Genomic DNA, 18,979 nt, shown 5'->3' on the forward strand with positions numbered 1-18,979 from the left:
TAACCGATTGAAGAGGTACGAACCATCGCCGCTCCCTGGCTGCCTTTAGGGCTATGAGGGTCGCATGGACAGGGTACCAAGTGCAGCAGTCTATGTTGAGCAAAACGTTTTACTTTGGGTGTGGTTTGGTGAGTATTTTTGATGGGGATCAGAAATTGGAGGGGGCAGGAAATTTGGTGATGGCTGTTATTGGGAGGCTGTCTCAGAACCAAACCGTAGAGATGGTAACGGGGCGTAGACTTCGCCCCGCAACACAAAAAAGAGACGCTGCGAGAAAATGGGGGAGGCCTTGGGTTCAATACCCCGTCATCTCCAGATAACCGACGCCCTTGGCGTCTCCCGAGACGGAGACCGCCCCTTCCCAGTAGTCAAAACGCCCCGTCATGGCCTGATTGGGTTGGCGGGCACGGATCGTCAGGTTCAAATCGGCGGCTGCCAGCTGCCACTCGATAGGGTAGGGTTGCCCCTTGGGGCCGCGCCAGGTCTTGCCCGGGGTGAGGCGGATCTGCTCAGGGTTCAGCACCCGGCTACTGCCGTCTCGCTCAATCAGGATGCCGTAGCGGTTTTCGGGCTCGGTGTGGCCCGCTTTGGTGCGCAGGCGAAACAGCATCAGCTCGCGACCATCGTCAAACTGGAGCGAAAACCAGTCCCAGCCCGATTGCCACTCGGCCAATACCGAGCTGCTCCACTCGTGATCAAACCACCCTTGGCCTGTTACGGTGCGGGTCTCCCCCTCCAGGGTCAAAGTGCCGCTCAGGTTCAGGCGCGGGTAGGAGTAGTAAAACGAGGCGTTGCCCGGGCTCTTCTCGCTGTAACCCGCTTCGCCCTGCAGCACCACCGGCTTGGCGGCGCTCACCTTGAGGTCGAGATCCCCCGCCTTGCTCTGCACCTTGAGGGTGGCGGGAAAGAGCGATTTCCCTTCAGAGGTCAGCCGCCACTCCTTGATCCAACACTCGCCGCCGCTGGCGCCGGCGAGCCCGGGCCCCTGGCGGCTGGTGCGCTCATCCTGGCGGTGGGTACCACGGGCGAGATCCGTGATGGCGAACTGGGCCAGCCAGAGCTGGGGGCTGAGCCAGGGGTTGTCTGACGTTATCTGCTGCTCGATTCCCTGGCGAAACAGGGTCCACTGCATGCCGTAGTCGCGCCCCTGCTCGTCTTTCAGGTTGCCGGTGAGATACCACCACTCGGAGCGGTAGTCGGGGTGGGCGCCGTGATCGGCGGGCAGGTGGATAAGCTGGCCCGGCAGCGCCTTCTTGAAGTGATCGCTGCCGCCACCGAGGATGGCCCCCAGATCGCTGGCCCAGGCGGCAGCGCCATAGAGCACCCAGAGAACGCCCAGCCCCAGAGGCCACTTCCAACTCAATTTCATACCACTCTCCTTGCGGCAAACCAGGAGGCGAGCGCCCCACACACCGGCGCCAGCAAGAGCGCCGTGACGGCATGCAGGGGAGCGGCCTCGAAGGCCAGGCGCCAGCCGAAGGCGCGGGGGTTGACCACCTCGATCAGCACCCAGGCGAGGCCATAGCCCACCGGCAGGGCCAGGAGCGCGGTGAGCAGTCCCAGACCCGCCCCCTGCCACACCAGCAACCGGCGGCAGTGGCGGGGGCTCAAGCCAAGGCTCTGCAGGGTCTGCAACTCGCCGCGCCGGGCCAGCCCCAACACCATAAAGGCGGAGCCGATGCCGACGAAGGCGATGCCCAGGATCAGCAGTTTCAGCAGCTCGGTCACCACGAAGGTCTGGTCGAACACCCTGAGCGCCGCTGCATGGATGGCGGGGGCGGGCAGCAGATTCACCCGCTCGCCAAAACGAGCGCGCAGCCGATCGCTCAGGCCCTCGGGGTCCGTGCTGAAGAGGGCGAGGGATTGCACGGCGCCCCCTTCGAAGGCGTGCAGTATCTGGCCCTTGTCGCTGCCGTAATCCTGATAGACGCCGGTGACGGTGAAGGCTCTCGGCCCCCCCTCGCTTGTTACCTCGAGGCGCTGGCCCACCCTGACCCCGAGGCGCACCGTGAGCGGTTCGCTTGCCAGCACCTCGTCAGGGGTGGCGGGCCAGCGCCCGGCCAGCAGCGGGTAGGCAACCTTGAGCTCGGGAATAAAGTCCATCTGTGCCCACTCGATGGGATGGCCCTGCCAGCGGGCGGGGAGCACGGCGCGGCGCGAGGCGGCGCTCACCTCTGGGGCGGCGAGCAGGGTGTTGAGGGTCTGCTCGCTCAGGGCGCCGCGACTGCCCGCCACCCCCTTGGGGGCGGTGACATAGAGGTCGGCGGCGAGGCGCTGGCCGAGCCAGATCTCCACGCTCGAGCGAAAGCTCGACACCATGACCCCGATGCCGATGGCCGCGGCGATGGCGAGTTGCAGCGCCATCACGGCGATGGCGGTGCGATCCAGATGGTATTGGGTCTCGGCCACCCCGAGCCGGGCGGTGAGGGGGCCGCGCCCACGCAGTCGCCCCAGCAGAGCGCGCAGGGCATCGGGCAGGACGAGGGCCATGGCGAGCAGCCAGCCCCCGGCCACGAAGAGGGCGCCGCCGAGCCCCGTTTCTGGCCACCACAGACAAATGACACAGAGCAGTAATATGGCGATGGCCAGCACCCGACGTTGCCAGGGGTGAGCCGGCGGGCGGCTGTTTCCTTCCCGAAGCGCCAGGGGGGATTGGCGCAGCAACTGCCACCAGCCGGGGAGGTTGGCGGCAAGGGTGCCAGCCAGGCCTATCAGCAGCGCCTTGATGAGGCTGGTCGGGGAGAGGCGCAGCATATCTATGGGGTTGGGGCCGTAGAGGTCGGCCAGCGCCTGGGTGAGCTGCCCCATCAGGGTCAGGGCCAGCAGGCTCCCCAGCAGCAGCCCGAGCAGGGTGCCTATGCTGGCGAGCATGACGAGTTCGAGGGCCAGCCAGCCGAGCACCCGTCGCGGCGGCATGCCGAGGATGATGAGCTGGGCGAGCTGGGGGCGGCGCACGCTCTGCACGAAGCGCTGAGCGTTGAACACCAGAAACAGCCCCACCGCCATGGCGAGCAGGGAGAGGGCCGTGAGGTTGAGGGCCAGGGCATCGCCGAGCTGGCTCGCATCAAGGGCCGGGCTGATGGGTTCGAGCCAGAGCGGCTGATGGGGGAACTCGGATCCCAGCGCGGCCTGCAAGGCACTTTGCAAGGCAGTGGCCTGCGCGTCGCTCAGCTTGAAGACGATACGATCCAGCCTTCCGGCCTTGCCAAGCAGGGGCTGGGCGAGGCCGATGTCGGTCACCAGCAGCCGCTCCATGGGGATGGCGCCGGGCTCGAAGGTGCCCGCCAGGGTGAGGGTGAGGGGGCGCTTCGACTCGTCGCCCAGCACAAAGGTCCGCGACTGGCCCGGCTGCCAGTCGAGACGTCTGGCCTCGGGGGCCGCGAGCCAGACGCTGTCGGCGCGGCTCAAGGAAAAATCGGGTTCGCGTGTCGGCTGCTCGCCAAAGAGTCGGCGCAAGGGGCCGGGGTTGAAGAGATCCATCCCCAGGAGCTGGAAGCTGCGCCCCTGGGCGTCCTTGAGCCAGGCGTGCAGCTCGGGCATGGCATCAAGGCCCGGCTGGCTTCGCATCAGGTGCACGTAGAGCCGCTCATCCAGCCCGCCCCGGGGCGCCAGGCGGTAGTTGGCCTCCCCGGCGAGCTGGCTGCGGGCGGCGACGAAGTTGGTGCGGGCGCTGTGGTTGAGCAGCTCGATGGCCACCACCAGGGTGACCCCGAGGGTGAGCCCGGCCAGGCTCATCAGCAGCAGCCAGGGGTGGGCGCGATAGAGGCGCAGCAGCGCCTTCAGCGGCAGCATGGCGCCCCCGGGCGGCGGGCGTCACTCATGGCGGTGCCCCTTGATCTCGACCAGCCGGCCCCCCTCCAGGCGCAGCACCCGATCCGCCAGGGCGCCATAGCCCGGGTTGTGGCTCACCAGCAGGAGGCCTGCGCCGGTATCGCGCACCGCCGCCATCATCAGGGCCATCACCTGCTCGGCGTTGTGCTCGTCGAGACTCCCGGTGGGTTCGTCAGCGAGCAGCCACCGGGGTCTGTGCATGAGGGCCCGGGCCAGCGCCACCCGCTGGCGCTGGCCGCCGGAGAGCTGCTCCGGCCAGGCGTGGCGCTTGTGGCTCATGCCAAGGCGCTCGAGCAGGGCATCGAGGCGTGCGTCGTCCCGGGGCAGGTGGTTGATCTCCAGGGGCAGGCGCAGGTTCTCCTCCACGGTCAGGGTCGGCAGCAGGTTGAAATCCTGATAGACGATGCCGAAATGGCGGCCCCGCAGCCGGGCCCGCTCGTCCGCAGGCTGGGTGTCGAGACGGGTCTGTCCCAGCCAGATCTCCCCCTCGTCCGGGGCGATGAGGCCGGCGATGAGGTTCAGCAGCGTGGACTTGCCACAGCCGCTTTGCCCCAGCAGCAGGCAGGTTTCCCCGGCGGCGAGCTGGAGATCCAGCCCCGCAAACAGGGGGAGCGTCTCGCCGCCGCTGGCGAAGCGTTTACTGAGGTTGCGCAGGCTAAGCATGGGATAACCGGTTGATGGCCAATGGCTTTCACAATGTCAGTCACTATGCCAGTTAGTGATCGCGCCTGCAAAAGGGATGAGGATCCTCGCTGGATCCCGCTCGCCTGTGGTGGTTAGAATAGGGCTCTCCATGGGTCACAGGATGAGCAAGGATGTTACACAAGCAAGTCAGTTTTATCGTCGACAGCAAGGGCGTCAAGCAGGCTGCCGTGGTTCCCATCGATATCTACAACGAGCTGATGACCCTGCAAAAGGCGCTCTCCGACAACAAGCCGGGGGAGCGCGAGCTCTACCACTTCAACGGCAAGGGGGCCGAGGCCCACGGTTATCCGGTGGGCAAGCGGCAGAACCCCGGCTTCATGGTGCAGGCGGGCTCCACCGCCAACGGCGAGGATGCCGCCTCCCTGCGCGAGGCGGTGATCGAGCTGCGCCAGGAGCTCCTGGGCAAGGGGGTACTCAGCCCTCGCCCCGAAGGGGGCTTCGTCTTCACCGCCGATCAGCTGTTCAACAGCCCGAGCCTGGCCGCCAGCCTGGTGGCGGGCAACAACCGAAGCGGTCTGGATGCCTGGCAAAACAGCGCAGGCTACACCCTCAAGCAGTCCGGCTTTGGCAAGAAGGCCTCCTGACGACGGGGCCCGGTGCCGGGCCTCGCTCCCTTGATGTGAGCGCCCGCCCTGGGCAGGTCAGATGGCAGGGGGAGGGCGGCTTCCCTCTGTGCTGCTAGCCTCAATGCCAGACGGTTCTCAAGAGAAGCACCCATGTCTGGACTCCTGCGCCTCGCCCCCCTGCCCGGGTTGACCCTGTTCTGTGCCCCCGCCTTCGCCGAAGGCGGCCCCCTCAACCTGACGCACACCGCCATCGGCCTCTTTGCCCTCGCCATCTTCGCCCTGGCCTATGCCCTGGTGATGGCCGAAGAGTACCTGAAGCTGCGCAAATCCAAGCCCGTGCTGGTGGCCGCCGGCATCATCTGGATAGTCATCGGCCTGGTCTACGCTGGGCAGGGGCTGAGCCCGCTGGCGCAGGCGGGCTTTCGGCAGACGCTGCTGGAGTATGCCGAGCTGATGCTCTTTTTGCTGGTGGCCATGACCTATGTGAACGCCATGGAGGACAGGCTGCTGTTCGCCGTGCTGCGGGTGCGCCTGGTGCAGGCGGGCTTCAGCCTGCGGACCCTGTTCTGGCTCACCGGTTTTCTCGCCTTTTTCATCTCTCCCGTGGTGGACAACCTCACCACGGCGCTGCTGATGTGCTCCGTGGTGCTCAACGTGGCCAACGGGGAGCGCCGCTTCATCAACCTGGCCTGCATCAACATAGTGGTGGCGGCCAATGCGGGCGGCGCCTTCAGCCCCTTTGGCGACATCACCACCCTGATGGTGTGGCAGGCGGGCAAGGTCTCCTTCACGCAGTTTCTGCTGCTCTTCCTCCCCGCCCTGCTCAACTTCCTGGTGCCGGCCAGCCTGATGAGCCTGATGGTGCCACGCCTGGTGCCCGCCATGTCCGGGGAAACCCTGGTGCTCAGGCGCGGGGCCCTCACCATAGTGCTGCTCTTTCTCCTCACCATAGTGACCGCCGTCGCCTGCCATCACTTCCTGGCGCTGCCCCCCGTGCTCGGCATGATGACGGGGCTCGGCTACCTGCAGTTTTTCGGCTTCTACCTGCGCAAGACCCAGCCCGTCTCCCTGGCTCGCGAACGGGCGCTGTACGAGCGCACCGGCGACGAGGCCAGGCTGCTGCGCCTCGGCTCCATAGTGCCGTTCGATGTGTTCAACAAGATCGCCAAGGCGGAGTGGGACACATTGCTCTTCTTCTACGGCGTGGTGATGTGCGTCGGCGGCCTCGGCTTCATGGGCTATCTGGCGCTCGCCTCCCAGCTCCTCTATCAGGGGGGCGATCCGACCCTGGCGAACGTGGCCATCGGCCTGCTCTCCTCCCTCATCGACAACATTCCGGTGATGTTCTCGGTGCTGTCCATGGAGCCGCAGATGAGCACGGGGCAGTGGCTGCTGGTGACCCTGACCACCGGGGTGGGGGGCAGCCTGCTCTCCATCGGCTCCGCCGCCGGGGTGGCCCTGATGGGGCAGGCCAGGGGCATGTATACCTTCGTCGGCCATCTCAAGTGGTTGCCCGCCATTCTGCTTGGCTATATGGTCGGCATAGGGGCGCACCTGTGGCTCAACAGCGCCCTGTTCTGAGGGATTTGAGGAGGGAAGATGGGACAACTGTTCGGGGGGCTCTCGCCGCGCCATGTGGCCTTCATCGAGGCGCAGAAGATCTTCTTCGTCGGCACGGCGGCGGGCGAGGGCACGGTCAACGTCTCCCCCAAGGGCGGGGACTCGCTGCGCGTCCTCGATGCCAACACCCTGGTCTGGCTCAATCTGACCGGCAGCGGCAACGAGTCGGCGGCCCATGTGCTGCACAATCCGCGCATGACGGTGATGTTCTGCGCCTTCGAGGGGGCGCCGCTTATTCTGCGGGCCTATGGCCGGGCGCGGGTGCTGCACCGGGGGGACGGCGACTGGGCGGCAGCGCTGGCACGCTTTCCCCCAAGCGTCGCGGCTCGCCAGATCTTCCTGCTGGACATTGAACGGGTCCAGGCCTCCTGCGGCATGTCGGTGCCCCTGTTTGACTACCAGGGGGACAGGGAGGATCTCGCCAATTGGTCGGCCCGCCAGGGGCAGGAGGGGATCGCAGCCTACTGGCGCAAGAAGAACCAGGTGAGCCTGGATGGGCTGGAGAGCGAGATCCTGGTGCGCAGCGGGTTGCCGCCGGCCCCCTGAAGGTCAGCCCGCCTCCATGCAAGAAGCCCCGTCCGTGGACGGGGCTTCTTTTTGGGACTGCAGCGACGCCGCCTCAGGCGCGGCCCTTGCCGGTCAGCAGCCAGTAGCAGAGCGCCGAGCCCAGACCGCAGCCGGCGATGGCGACGGCCATGGGCAGCGGGGACTCGGGCGGATTGAGGTTGACCAGCACGCCCACCAGGGCACCGATGCCGAAGCGCAGGGTGCCCGCCAGCGCCGAGGCGGTGCCCGCAGACTGGGGGAAGTGGCCCATCAGGCCGGTCATGGCGTTGGCCCCCACCAGGCTGATGTGACCGACGAAGAGCACCACCGGGATGACGATGCCCCACAGGCCTCCGGTCTGGCTCCAGGCGTTGTAGATGAGCAGGGCCCCGGCCAGCGGCAGCACCGTCAGACCGTATTGCAGCATGCGCTCGGCGCCCACCCCTTTCACCAGGCGGCTGTTGACGAAGGTGACCACCATCATCAGCAGGATGTTGAGGCCGAACAGCCAGCCGTAGTGCTCGGTCGGCACCTTGAAATACTCGATATAGACGTAAGGGGAGGCGCTCAGGAAGGCGAACATGCCCGAACTCGACAGGGCGCCGCACAGCACATAGCCCATGGCGCCGCGGTGGGAGAGCACGCCCCAGTAGTTGCCAAGCACCTGGCCGAGCCGCAGGGGCTGCTTGTGCTCGGGCTTGAGGGTCTCCTCTATCTTCCACTGCATCACCACGCAGATGAGCAGGCTGATCCCCACCAGCAGCCAGAAGATCACCCGCCAGTCGGCGTGAGCGCTGATGTAGCCCCCCACCACGGGGGCTACCAGGGGGGCGAGCGTCATCACCAGGATGACGAAGGACATGGCCCGGGAAAACGCATCCTTCTCGAAAAGGTCGCGCAGCAGGGCGTTGACCACCACGGATCCCGCCGCTCCGCCAGTGGCCTGCAACATGCGCCAGGCGAGCAGTTCGGGCAGAGAGTCGGCCATGGCGCAGCCCACCGAGGCCACGGCAAACATCGTCAGGCCCGCCAGGATCACCGGCTTGCGGCCGAAGCTGTCGGCGAGCGGCCCGTAGAACAGCTGGCCGATGGCAAAGCCCCCGAGGAAGGCGCTGATGGTGAGCTGGGCGCCGTCGATGCTGGTGGCTAGATCCCGGGCGATGGCTGGAATGGCGGGCAGGTACATGTCCACCGCGAGCGGGGTCAGGCCCGCCAGGGCACCGAGCAGAATGAAGAGAAAACGGGGGGAGAGGGAGCTGGCTTGAGGCATAGAGTATCCGTGTCGTGGGCAAGAGGCCAAGGGAGCAGGTGATCAGTCTATCAGCTTTGGCGGGCTTGGGCAGGCTCATCCTGCCCCGGCGCCGCCCGGGGGGCGGGCCGGCAGAGCAGCAGGATCCAGGCCAGCCACCCGAGCAGCGAGAGGGCATTGCCCGCCCGCTCCGGCCAGCGGGCCGCAAGCCTCAGCGTGAGGCTGTGGCTGCCTGCCGGTACCCAGACCTGCATCAGACCCTGGGGATTGGCGCTCACCGTCAGCATCAGGCGCTCGTCCAGCCAGGCCTGCCAGCCGGGGTAATGGTACTGGTGCAGGACGAGCCGGGTCGGCACCCTGGCCGTCACCCTGAGGGCCAGCTCCCTGGGCTGCCAGCGATCCAGCTCCCAGCGGGCCCCCGGAGGCTCGGCGCTCACCGGGGGCTGGAACTCCTCCTTCCAGGCCAGCAGGGTCGGGGCGAACATGCCCCCCGGGACCTGCCTCGGCCTGTATTCCCGGGCGCTGCGCTTGCTGTCGAACTCGAACGCCATGGCCGTCCGGGTGGGGGCCTGGGTGAGGGGGGCGTGGCGCACGTAGGCCAGGGTGGAGAGAAGCGTCAGCAGGAGCAGGCCCCACCAGAGCCCCTGCCAGGGGCGATGGGACGGGGTGCCCAGGGCCACCACGGCGACCGTGGCGAGGGCAAGGACAAGGTTCAGCCGCCAGGGAAACTGCACCCGCTGCAGGGGGGGCAGCAGGCTCCAGAGCGGTTGGCTCGGGGGCAGCATCATCAGGAAGGCGGCGACCCCGATCGCCCCCCAGCAGGCGATCTCGGGGTGACGTGGCTCCCGGGCGGCGGCCCAGGCGAGCAGCAGCAGGGCCATGGTCAGCACGCTCTGCCACGCCAGGTGGCCGCGAAAGCGCCAGTCCCCCCAGCCCGAGGGCAAACGGTCGAGGAAGTTGCGCCTATAGTCGAACATGCCGCCGCGCATCAGCTCCATGGAAATGGCTCCCTGATCCGCCAGGGCGGGCAGCAGCAGGGTGGCCGCCATGCAGAGCGCCAGCCCCTGGGCGCAGAGGGCGAGCCAGCAGGGACGCAGGGCACGGGTGCGCCAGGCGAACCAGAGGGCGCGCAAGCTGACCAGCCCCATCATCAGCAGCAGGCTGGGCAGGTGGGAGAAGGCCAGCAGCGCCAGCCCCAGGATCAGCAGGGGGAGCCCCTTGCGTCGGCCGCGATGGGCGAGATCCTGGCCAAGCAGGATGAGGGGGGCCCAGGCGAAGGCCCAGAACTCCGCCAGGGCGAAGCGGGCATAGAGATCCATGGCGACGTGATAGGGCAGGATCAGGTAGAGCAGGCTCACCGTCAGGGCCCGGCCAGGGGAAGTGGTGGCACGCAGCCACAGATAGGCAAACATGCTGGAGAGCAGCAGCGCCACGGTGGCGCTGCCGAGCAGGGGGTAGACGGCCTGCTGGGCGGGGGCAAGCGGGCCGGCAAACAGGGCGCTGGCGTAGTAGGGGAGCGGGGGATAGAAGAAGAAGGTGGGACTGCCGAAGCCGCCGTTCATAGCCATCAGCCAGCGGGGATAGAGCTCCCCCTGCCAGAGCTGGCGGGCAAAATAGTGACCGGAGAGCAGATGATGAAACAGATCGTGCCCCTGGCTGCCCCCCTGCAACCAGAGCGGCAGCATCAGGAGTGCGCTGGCCAGTGTCAGGATCAGGGGCACCAGTGCCCACTCCTTTCCTCCCTTCATGCATCCTCTCCCCGCCTCTCCCATGCGCAGTGAGTGTAGTCGAGCCGGATGACACCAGGATGCGCCGCCCGGCGGGCTATGGACGCGGGATGGCGAGCCAGAGGCCGGGCTCGGCGTGAAAACGGGGGGCAAACCAGACGGCGTCATAAGGGCCGGGCAGATCCCCTGCCGCCAGAGGGCGGCGGCTGAGGCGACAGGCCCCTCGTGTGAGCGCAAGCCTGGCATCCCCCTGGTACCAGCCGTCGGTGACCGGCAATGCCGTGGTTTCGCGCAGCAACCTCACCCCCCATTGGGTCACCAGGGCCGGGCACGCCTGCTCGGCCAGCCTGGCGGCCCGGGTCATGGCCGGTGCGGCCGGCGGGGTGAGGGTGCAAAGCAGCAGCAAGAGAGCCCCCACCATGGCCGGCAGCTCGCCCCGGTGTGGCAGCCAGCCAGCCAGCAGCACAAGGCCGAACAGGGTAATGGGCGCCAGATGGCGGGGATTGTCCGGGTTCTGGCCAAACAGGGTCCAGAGCAGCAGGATGAGCCAGTAGAGGGACCAGAGCGAAGAGAGGGCGGTGTGGCCCTTGAGTCGTTGCCACAGAGGCTGCGCCAGCAGCCCCCCGACAGCCAGGGGCCAGAGCGGAGTCAGCTGATCGTTGAAGGTGTTCGTCCAGCTTAGCAGCCGATCGCCGTGGGCCGCCGCCGTGTTGCCCCACAGGGTGAAGTGACCGTCGGTAAAGCGGCGTCCCTCGCTGAAATAGGCCCAGCCATCGGCCTGCCAGACAAAAAGCAGGCTGGCGAGCCCCACCAGCGCGATGGGGAGCACAAACCTGACGCGCGTTCCCTTCTGCGCCATCCCGAGCCAAAGGGGCAGCAGGGCCAGCACGAAGTAGGAGGGGCGCAGCGCCAGCATGAGGCCCAGTAACATACCCGCCAGCGCAATTCTGCGCTGCTGCAAGGCCAAGAGCGCGCCCAGCCAGGCGGCGAGCGCCGGCCCGTCCGAGAGGCCGGAGAGCGCCAGCGTCGGGGTGAGCGGCAGAGCCAGCACCAGCAGCCAGACCGGTGCCAGCAGGCTGGGCCGTTGCCACAATCTCACCGCCAGCCAGGCGGCGAGCGGCGCTATCAGGGCTGTGCCCAAGAGGCTGGCCCACAGCACCGCGCGGGTCGGATTGTCCACCGCCAGATTGATCAGCCGCGCCAGCCAGATAAAGGCGGGGTAGCCCGGAAAGTGGGGGGAGAATTCCAGCACGCTGAAGCGCACCACCCCGTGGGCAAAGTTGAGGGCGTCGTCGGAATCGAGCGCCACCGGGAAGGCCAGCAGCCAGCAAAGCCAGGCCAATTGCAGCAGGATCAGCAGACAGGGTCGAATGGGAAAGCGTAATCGGCCCTGGTGACGCCCCCCTTCCCCCCTTGCGGGAGAAGGACCGGGGATGAGGGGGGCCGTCGTCATCAATGAGAGGTCATCAAAGTGCGTAGGGTGGGTAGAGCGAAGCGAAACCCACCGTTTGTCACAACGAGATGGCGCAATGATGGGCAGTTGGTCATCAAAGCGGCGCCAGCACGGCCATCAGGGTTTTCTCGGCCTCGGCGAAAGCGGTGGCATCGGCGGGCTTGGCGCCCACCCCGAACACCCCAGGGTTGCCGATGGCATCCAGCACCCTGGCCAGCGCCTGATCGGCGGCCTTGCGATCCCCTTCACCGAGGGAGGGGAGGATCAAGTCGAGGAAGCGCTTGCTCTTGACCACCAGCACCTTGGCGGTCTGGTAGTCGCCAAGATTCTGGCTGGCCCCCTCGAGGCGGCGCTCGATCTCCGCCTTGTAGGCGCGGTTGAGCAGGGCGGCGGTGGCGGCGGCATCTTTCCCCTTGATGGCGGCCGCCAGGGGCGCTTGCAGTTCCACCTTGTGGTGCTCTTCCAGATAGGTCAGCTCCTCGGCGATGTCGCCCAAGGTGGTGCTGGCATCCTTGCCGTCAGTGGCGGCGCCAAGCAGCGCCTCGCGGGCGTCGATCAGCGGCTCCTTGCCGGCGGCGGCGTAGGAGTAAGCCTGCGCCTGCCCGCTCAGGGTCAGCAGCGGGCCCGTCAGCAACGCGAGGGCGATCAAGCCGTGGCGTATGGTCATCCTGTTCTCCTTGTTGATTTGTCCTGGCGGCATGGCGCCAGTCCTGATCCGTTGGACCCCACCCCGACCCTCCCCTTGTCAGGGGAGGGAGCAGATCGCCTTGCCGACAACGTCGGTAAAGCACCTCCCCATTTCGAAGGGGGAGGCCGGGAGGGGGTTGGCTTACGGCGTAGGCCTCAGGCCACGCTCTGGGTTTCGATCACGGTGTTTTCGTTGCGATGATTGAAAATGGCGTGGCGTCTGTCCACCCCGTCGATCACCATGTCGGCGGCCATCATCCCCATCTCCATGGCGGTGTCGGTGAAGATGTAGCGAAATGTCCCCTGACGGCCGGTCATGATGAGGTTGGTGATCGGCATCAGCGCTTGGATGGCTTCGTTGCGGCGGGCCTGATAGCCGAGATCCATCAGCGGATAGGCGTATTCGCTGCGAGCCTCGAAGGTCTCATCGCCAAGTTTCTGGGTATCGACGCCGAGGCTGGCGAGATCGGCGGTGACCCGACCGCGCAGCTCGGCCAGCGGCGCCTGCCAGGTGGCACCCCCCGGATTGCAGGGGATCTCCAGCATCACGGATGTTTGCCCCTGGGGCGCCATAAAGGGGCTGCGCCGGCGCGGCTCCTGCAGACGGGTGGCCAGAATATGGGGGTCGGAGAGGTACTGCCAGGTGTTGTCCGACAGGTTCTCCTGTTTGAGCGGCATATTGACGAAGCGAAGCGACCGGTAGTGCAGATCGCACGGCAAGCCCAGATGCCGGCAGGTGAGCGGCAGCGGCAGGGTGGAGATCACCTGATCGAAGGCGGCGCTCTGTTCAATACCCTCCTGTTGCCAATAGACCCGTTCGATGCGGCCATCGACCTGCTCGAGGCGGGTGATGGTGGCGCCGGTCTTGAGCAGGGCCCCCTCTGCCACCAGCCGCTCCCCCAGGGTGGTGAAGATCTGGCCGAAGCCGTACTTGGGGTAGCGATACTTGCGGGCATAGGTGCGCACCGAGAGGCTGCCGCTGCGTCTTGGCAGCAGTCGGCGCGCCACGTCCTTGAGATCGATCAGGCTGATGCGCTGGCCGGCCCAGTCGGCGGAGAGCTTGTCCGGGTTGATGCCCCAGAGCTTCGCCGTATAGCCCTCGAAGAACTGGCGATAGAGGGTGCGGCCAAAGTGGCTCTGGATCCACTCGGCAAAGCTCGCCTTGGCGAAATCGGTGGGCTTCTTGGCAAAGGGCAACAGCAGCAGATCCTTCACCGCCCCGGCCATCAGGGCGAGCGGCGCCGTCTTGAGCAAATTGGGCAGGTTCAAGGGGTAGTCATAGGTGCGTCCGCCAAAGCGGATCACGCTCTTGCGCATCGCGTGGAGCAGATCGTCCCCCATCAGCTCGTCGATAAAGGCGAGCAGCTCGGGGTTCTTGGTGATGAAGCGGTGGCCGCCGTAGTCGAAGCGATACTCGCCGTCGCGCCCCTTGAAGGTCTGGGTGGCGCACATGCCGCCGACGACCGGCTCCTGCTCGAACAGGGTGACCGCAAAACCGGCCTGGCGCAGGCGCCAAGCGGCCATCAGACCGGCGGGGCCGGCCCCCAGCACCGCAATTTTCTTCTTGTTGTCGCTCATGAATGTTCCGAAACGGCGTGATAGCTGGGAGCGCGCCTGTGCGCGGCTCCCGAACAGAGTGTGATCCCCGGGCTCAGCCCCTGGCCGGGGCGGCGCTCCCCTGGGGGCGATAGCTGCGATGCCAGAGGGTGACAAAGATCATGAGGTAGCAGGCCCAGGTCAGCAACTGCAGGCCGGCCGGTGAGGCGTTGTAGCCAAACAGGGCGCGCAGGAAGGTGCCGAATACCCCCTGATCGTCGAGCACATGGCTGATGTTGAAGACCGGCGTGGTCCAGAAGGTGATGACATCCGCTGCCTGCAACATGTTGACGGCGGACGACAGCAGCCCGGCGGCGATGATGATGATGAGCAGGCCTGTCCAGCGGAAGAAGGGGGCCAGCGCCACCTTGCGGGTGGAGCGCAGCAGCCCCCACACCAGCGCCACAGAGACCAGCAACCCCGCCAGTGCGCCCACCAGCCCCTCGTGCAGATCCACCCCTTGCCCGGAGTAGACCAGGGCCGAGAAGAAGAGCACGGTTTCAAAGCCTTCGCGCATCACAGCAAGGAAGGCGAGCAGCACCAGGCCAAAGAGGTTGCCACCGTCGATGGCGGCATCGATGCGCGCCGTCATGGCCCCCACCTGGGACTTGGCCTGCTTCTGCATCCAGATAGCCATATAGGTGAGCACCAGGGTGGCAAAGATCAGGATCCCCGCCATCAAGAGGTGGTTGTAGCGCTCGCTCTCGAACTGGCTCACCACCACCTGGAACAGGAAGGCGACGACGAGGGAGGCGACAAGACCGAAGCCCACCCCCAGATAGATGAACTTGTTGTAGCGGCTCGCCCCCAGCTTGGCGAGGTAGGAGAGGCAGATGCCGACCAGCAGGAAGGCTTCCAGCCCCTCGCGCAGGGTAATGAGAAAACTTGCGAACATCAGGATTGAGGCTCCGTATCGGGCGTGACGGGGAGGGGCTGCAGGGTGAGTTGCAGCCGATTGAGTTGCACTATGGGTGGCTCCGGCAAGTTCGGCTCGGCGGCGCGCACCGCATCACTGACCCACTTGGGGTAGGTGCGGAAATTGAGTCTGATATCGGCCTTGAAGGGCCCCCGGGCATCCGCCGGCAGCGGCCAGGCTTCATCACGCCAGCCATCGGCCGGAATGCGGGTGTCTTCAAGGAGCTTGGTGTAGCGCCAGAACTTGAGCCCCACCGGCTTGCCCTCGGCATCGCCGAACACCTTTCTAAATAGCCGCGCATCCTCAGGGACGGCGCCGTTCACCGGCTGGCCGCTTTCAAGCACCAGCTTGCCGCTGGCGTCGGTGACGGTCAGCTCCAGCCAGAGTTCACGGAAATCGGCGACCCCGGTGGGCAGGGCGTGGCCGGCGCCGGTATTGGCGACTCTCACTACCAGCTCGGGCTGGCCGCTCTGGTTTTCAATGCGGGCCGAGAGGGTGGCGCTGGAGCGCAAGAGCGCCAGGCTCTCCTGCTCAAGGTTTGGATTGCGCAACCCCACCAGCTGGTGCTGGGCGCCGGTAAAGTTGTGGCGATAGAGCCGTTCTTTCACTGTGCCGTTTTCGGTGGACTGGCCGGCCACCGGCGCGCCGCCGTTGCCCGGCTCCGGGTTCATGTGGCAGTCGATGCAGGTGCGCCGCCTGGCGGGATCCTCCGCCTTGGCGAAGCTGGATTTTTCCCACTCATCCCAGGTGTTGACGATATTGGCTCCGGTGCCCGGGGCAAACTCGTTGTGGCAGGACTTGCACAGGGCCGCGTCCTGGTAGAAATCCTTCTGGTAGGAGGCCTTGTGCATGGCCGGGCGGGCGTTGATCTGCCGCTCTGCCAGCCAGTGCTGGAGGCTTCCCCCCGGGGCATCCTCGAACACATAGCTCTCGCGGTCTTTCAGATTCACGGTAAAGGCGCTGTTGCCGCCCGCGTCTTCCACTTTGGTGATGCGATGGCAGAGCACGCAGCCGGTGCCTTCTTCCACCACGGGTTCGCCTGCCTGGTGGGCCGCGATCAGCGAGGCACCGCCCCGCTCCAGCATATGGGAGCCCTTGGGCAGATCAGTCTGGCCGTTCAGCACCTGCTGGGGCATGTGACAGCCCTGGCACCACTGGCCGAAGGCCTCGCCCTCGGTCTCCCGGGCCAGCGCCTGCACCACCTTGTAGTAGGGGTGGGAGTTGCCCATCAGCCGGTGGTTGCTCTCGCTCCAGTCCTCGAACGCTTGGCTGTGGCAGTTCTGGCAGGAGGCGGAGTTGAGCCACTCGCGAGGATGGGTGGTCGGCGCCTTGGCGGGATCCGAGCGCGGGGCATCGAGCCTGAGCCAGTTGGCAAGATAGGGGAGGTTGCCATCGGCGGTGACGAAGGCGTGCAACTCCTCCATCATCGCCTTCACCTCGGGCTGGGGCCTCGCGGGGTCGACCAGTTCTGCGCCATCGCGGGTGTCGTGGCCCATGCCGCCCTGGGTCTGCTGGGTCATGCGCAGGTATTCGCCGACAAAGTCCCCCGCCACCATGTTGGCAAGGTTGGCGTGGCCGTTGATGGCGTTGTCGCCGTTCTGCTGGCGATGAGCCGCCATCAGATGACGGTTGGTGAAGTTGAACCCGTCCAGATGGCAGGAGTTGCAGCTCATCCAGTTGTCCCCCGCCATGGGGAAACGTGAGTTGGAAGCTGTGTTACCCAGATTGAACAGCCGCTCGCCGCGCTTGAGGGGCTCGGGGCGGGGATCCGTCTCCACCAGTTTGGCGAAGTGGGGCACATCCACCGTGACCCGGGCGAAGGGGCCGCTGCCGCCGCTATTGAGACGGGTGAGATCCTGCCCCATGGCGTTGTGCACCAGGATGTGGTCGCCATCGATCAGCAGATCGCGCGGATTCTGGCCCGGCAGGTGGCGCAGGAGCTGGGTCGCCTTGGCGCCCCCCTGAAACTTCTTGCGGCGGTGGCGGTTGCTGTTCTGCTTGCCGCTGCGCGACAGGTCGAACACCAGCAGATCTTCGGAGCCCGCCAGCGTCAGGTAGACCCGCTTGCCGTCGGCGGCGAAGCGCGCCGCGAACGGGTTGGAGACGATCTGGCTGCGGTTGCCGACGCTCGGCAGGTTGATCTGCAGGAAGAGCTGCTTTCTTTCATCGACCCGCTCTTTCTCCTCATCCAGATCGATGATGGAGACCGCGGGGAAGACTGTGCTCTGGAACTGAAAGGGGTGGTCGAAGCTCCACAGCACGTGGGGCAGCCAGGCTTCTCGGCCATCGGGGGAGAGGGCGATGCCATCGAGCAGGCGCGGCAAGCCCTGGGAGTCGCTCGGCGTGTCGCTGTGGGTCTCGGCCAGGGTGATCAGGCGCGGTGTGGTCAGGGCGGCTTGCTTGGCGCCGCCCTCCATCTTGGCGAGATCATAGATGGCGAGCTGGCCGGTCATGGCGTGTGTCAGCAGCAGGCGATCGTCGTCGGTCAAGGCCAGTCCGCGCGGGGTCTCGGCAGTGGCCACATCCAGCTGCAGCTTGCCCGCGCCGTCGTAGGCCTGCAGGCGAGCTGATTCGAACAGCGTGACCCAGAACCACTGCCGCTTGGCATCGAAGATGACGCCATAGGGTCTATGGCCGGTGGGGATCGCCTTTTCCAGGTCGAGATCATCATCCAGCAGTAGCAGGCGATCGCCACTGTAGTCGGTCACCAGCAGGGTGCCGTCATCGGCTCGGGCCAGCTGGCGCAGATCCCCCCCCAGCTGCACCTCCTTGAGCCGCTTGCCGCTGTCGCGTTCAAGCAGGGTGACGGAGCCGGCACTCTGGTTGGCGGTGACGAGGCGCGGAGCGCTCCCCTCGTCATAGGCAAGCATGGCGGCGCCCATCTCCTGGGCCGAGGCGGTCCCCAGCAACAGGGCGGCCAACATCAGAGATAACAACAGCTTCAACATAAGATCAGGTGCGCCATTTCAAGATGGTCCAGCGCCAGGCGTGGCGCAACACCAGGGGCGTCAACGCGAGCGCGCTCAGCCAGTGGGCCCAGCTGGCAAGGTTGCCGAGGCTATCCCCCGGGGTGCCGTGCAGCACCAGCACCAGTCCGCTGGCAAGGCACACCAGCAGCAAGGCTTCGATGATGCGCCCCGTGGTGCGCAAAAAAGGCTTGCGGCTCTTGCGCAGCAGGCTGCGATGGGAAAGCCAGAAGGCACCGAACAGCAGCGGAAACAGGGTGAGCGAGAGCATCACATGGAAAAACAGATTCCAGCGAGCCAGCGACCAGAGCGGGGTCAGCGGCTCCCACAGCAGCAGACCGGAGAAAAACAGCAGGTAGAGGGCGCCCTCGGCCGCCTGATGGTGATAGGCCAGCCACTGCCAACATTGTCGCGGTGAGAGGGAAAGACTCGTCATGGGTGCTCCAGCACCCGGGCGCTTCAACCCGGGGCGGGCAAGTTTACAATGGGGAAAGAGTAATGAAAAGAGTTATCAATTCGACCCTTGATGAATAGATCCTGAATGAAATGGGACCCTATTTGTGATCCGCCAGCCGCTCGGTGACCGCATAGATAAGCGCCGCGGTGGAGAAGGCCAGAAACACGATGACCGACCACTTCATCTCAGTCTCGTTGCCGGTGCCGTCGTCGAGAAAGGCCTTGAGCACCTCGATGCCGGCGATGGTGACCAGGGAGTTGATGACGATGAGCTTGAGGGAGGCGAAGTTGATCTTGCTGAGCCAGTTGTCACCCAGGGCCGCTCGCTGCTCCGGGGTCTTGATGAACTGCACATAGCCGCAGATGGCCACCAGGATCAGCATCTGGGCCACCAGCACGAAGTCCACCAGGGTGAGCACCCCGGTGATGAGATCCAGGTAGTGGATGTCGATGATGTCGCGGCACAGCACATAGAGCTGCATGGCGAACTTCACCATCAGGAGGGCGACACAGATCAGGATGCAGACATAGAAGGGGAACATCATCAATCGGCTGCCGTTGAGCATGACGTTGAAGCGGCGCATGGGAAACTCCATCGAAAAGGAAGGCAGCCAGAATATCCGGAAAGAAAGGAGCGGGAAAGCGCCTGGGCGCTCCCCGC

General features: G+C 66.0%; 15 protein-coding genes. 3 read left to right on the top strand and 12 right to left on the bottom strand.

Going from position 1 to position 18,979, the window contains the following annotated elements; all coding sequences use genetic code 11:
* Positions 1-295: 295 nt before the first annotated feature.
* Genes R2B70_RS07705 through R2B70_RS07715 form a run of 3 tightly spaced genes read right to left on the bottom strand, consistent with a single transcriptional unit; the run spans position 296 to position 4,494 of the window.
* Positions 296-1,369, bottom strand: a complete 1,074-nt coding sequence (locus R2B70_RS07705) for a lipocalin-like domain-containing protein (RefSeq protein ID WP_318163041.1) — start codon at positions 1,367-1,369, stop codon at positions 296-298.
* A complete protein-coding gene (locus R2B70_RS07710) occupies positions 1,366-3,792 on the bottom strand; it encodes an FtsX-like permease family protein (RefSeq protein ID WP_318163042.1) in 2,427 nt (808 codons plus the stop codon). The genes R2B70_RS07705 and R2B70_RS07710 overlap by 4 nt, the downstream gene beginning before the upstream one ends.
* Before the next feature lie 21 nt (positions 3,793-3,813).
* The gene (locus R2B70_RS07715; RefSeq protein WP_209791758.1) at positions 3,814-4,494 is read right to left on the bottom strand and encodes an ABC transporter ATP-binding protein; all 681 of its coding nucleotides are present in this window, start codon (positions 4,492-4,494) and stop codon (positions 3,814-3,816) included.
* Between the two features lie 152 nt (positions 4,495-4,646).
* Here R2B70_RS07715 and R2B70_RS07720 point away from each other — a divergent pair, with 152 nt between their 5' ends.
* The 3 genes from R2B70_RS07720 to R2B70_RS07730 all read left to right on the top strand — a co-directional run bounded on the left by R2B70_RS07720 (position 4,647) and on the right by R2B70_RS07730 (position 7,268).
* Positions 4,647-5,120 carry a DUF4357 domain-containing protein gene (locus R2B70_RS07720; protein WP_042075259.1) on the top strand — a complete coding sequence of 158 codons (474 nt, stop codon included), beginning with the start codon at positions 4,647-4,649 and terminating at the stop codon, positions 5,118-5,120.
* 132 nt (positions 5,121-5,252) lie between these two features.
* The gene (gene nhaD, locus R2B70_RS07725) at positions 5,253-6,683 is read left to right on the top strand and encodes a sodium:proton antiporter NhaD (protein WP_318163043.1); all 1,431 of its coding nucleotides are present in this window, start codon (positions 5,253-5,255) and stop codon (positions 6,681-6,683) included.
* Positions 6,684-6,701: 18 nt separating this feature from the next.
* The gene (locus R2B70_RS07730; RefSeq protein WP_318163044.1) at positions 6,702-7,268 is read left to right on the top strand and encodes a pyridoxamine 5'-phosphate oxidase family protein; all 567 of its coding nucleotides are present in this window, start codon (positions 6,702-6,704) and stop codon (positions 7,266-7,268) included.
* A gap of 73 nt (positions 7,269-7,341) precedes the next feature.
* Here R2B70_RS07730 and R2B70_RS07735 read toward each other — a convergent pair whose 3' ends face one another.
* From R2B70_RS07735 to R2B70_RS07775, 9 genes are all read right to left on the bottom strand, one after another.
* Positions 7,342-8,538 (bottom strand): Bcr/CflA family multidrug efflux MFS transporter, encoded by a 1,197-nt coding sequence (locus R2B70_RS07735; RefSeq protein WP_318163045.1) that lies wholly within the window; start codon positions 8,536-8,538, stop codon positions 7,342-7,344.
* Between the two features lie 50 nt (positions 8,539-8,588).
* On the bottom strand, positions 8,589-10,265 hold the full coding sequence (locus R2B70_RS07740; protein WP_318163046.1) for a hypothetical protein: 1,677 nt from the start codon (positions 10,263-10,265) through the stop codon (positions 8,589-8,591).
* A gap of 76 nt (positions 10,266-10,341) precedes the next feature.
* Positions 10,342-11,604, bottom strand: coding sequence for a hypothetical protein (locus R2B70_RS07745; RefSeq protein ID WP_318163328.1), 1,263 nt, complete (start codon positions 11,602-11,604; stop codon positions 10,342-10,344).
* Positions 11,605-11,791: 187 nt separating this feature from the next.
* Complete coding sequence (locus R2B70_RS07750) at positions 11,792-12,364, bottom strand: hypothetical protein (protein ID WP_318163329.1); 573 nt, start codon at positions 12,362-12,364, stop codon at positions 11,792-11,794.
* Between the two features lie 176 nt (positions 12,365-12,540).
* On the bottom strand, positions 12,541-13,962 hold the full coding sequence (locus tag R2B70_RS07755; RefSeq protein WP_318163047.1) for an FAD-dependent oxidoreductase: 1,422 nt from the start codon (positions 13,960-13,962) through the stop codon (positions 12,541-12,543).
* Between the two features lie 73 nt (positions 13,963-14,035).
* Positions 14,036-14,875: an FTR1 family iron permease gene (locus R2B70_RS07760; RefSeq protein ID WP_318163048.1), complete on the bottom strand. Its 840-nt coding sequence runs from the start codon at positions 14,873-14,875 to the stop codon at positions 14,036-14,038.
* A complete protein-coding gene (locus R2B70_RS07765) occupies positions 14,875-17,844 on the bottom strand; it encodes a hypothetical protein (RefSeq protein ID WP_318163049.1) in 2,970 nt (989 codons plus the stop codon). Before R2B70_RS07765 ends, R2B70_RS07760 begins: the two co-directional genes overlap by 1 nt.
* Before the next feature lie 4 nt (positions 17,845-17,848).
* Positions 17,849-18,298: a hypothetical protein gene (locus tag R2B70_RS07770; RefSeq protein ID WP_318163050.1), complete on the bottom strand. Its 450-nt coding sequence runs from the start codon at positions 18,296-18,298 to the stop codon at positions 17,849-17,851.
* Positions 18,299-18,416: 118 nt separating this feature from the next.
* Positions 18,417-18,902 (bottom strand): YqhA family protein, encoded by a 486-nt coding sequence (locus R2B70_RS07775; RefSeq protein WP_042075281.1) that lies wholly within the window; start codon positions 18,900-18,902, stop codon positions 18,417-18,419.
* Positions 18,903-18,979: the final 77 nt, after the last annotated feature.

The organism is Aeromonas sp. XH (genome assembly GCF_033348475.1).
Taxonomy (GTDB): Bacteria; Pseudomonadota; Gammaproteobacteria; order Enterobacterales; family Aeromonadaceae; genus Aeromonas; species Aeromonas sanarellii.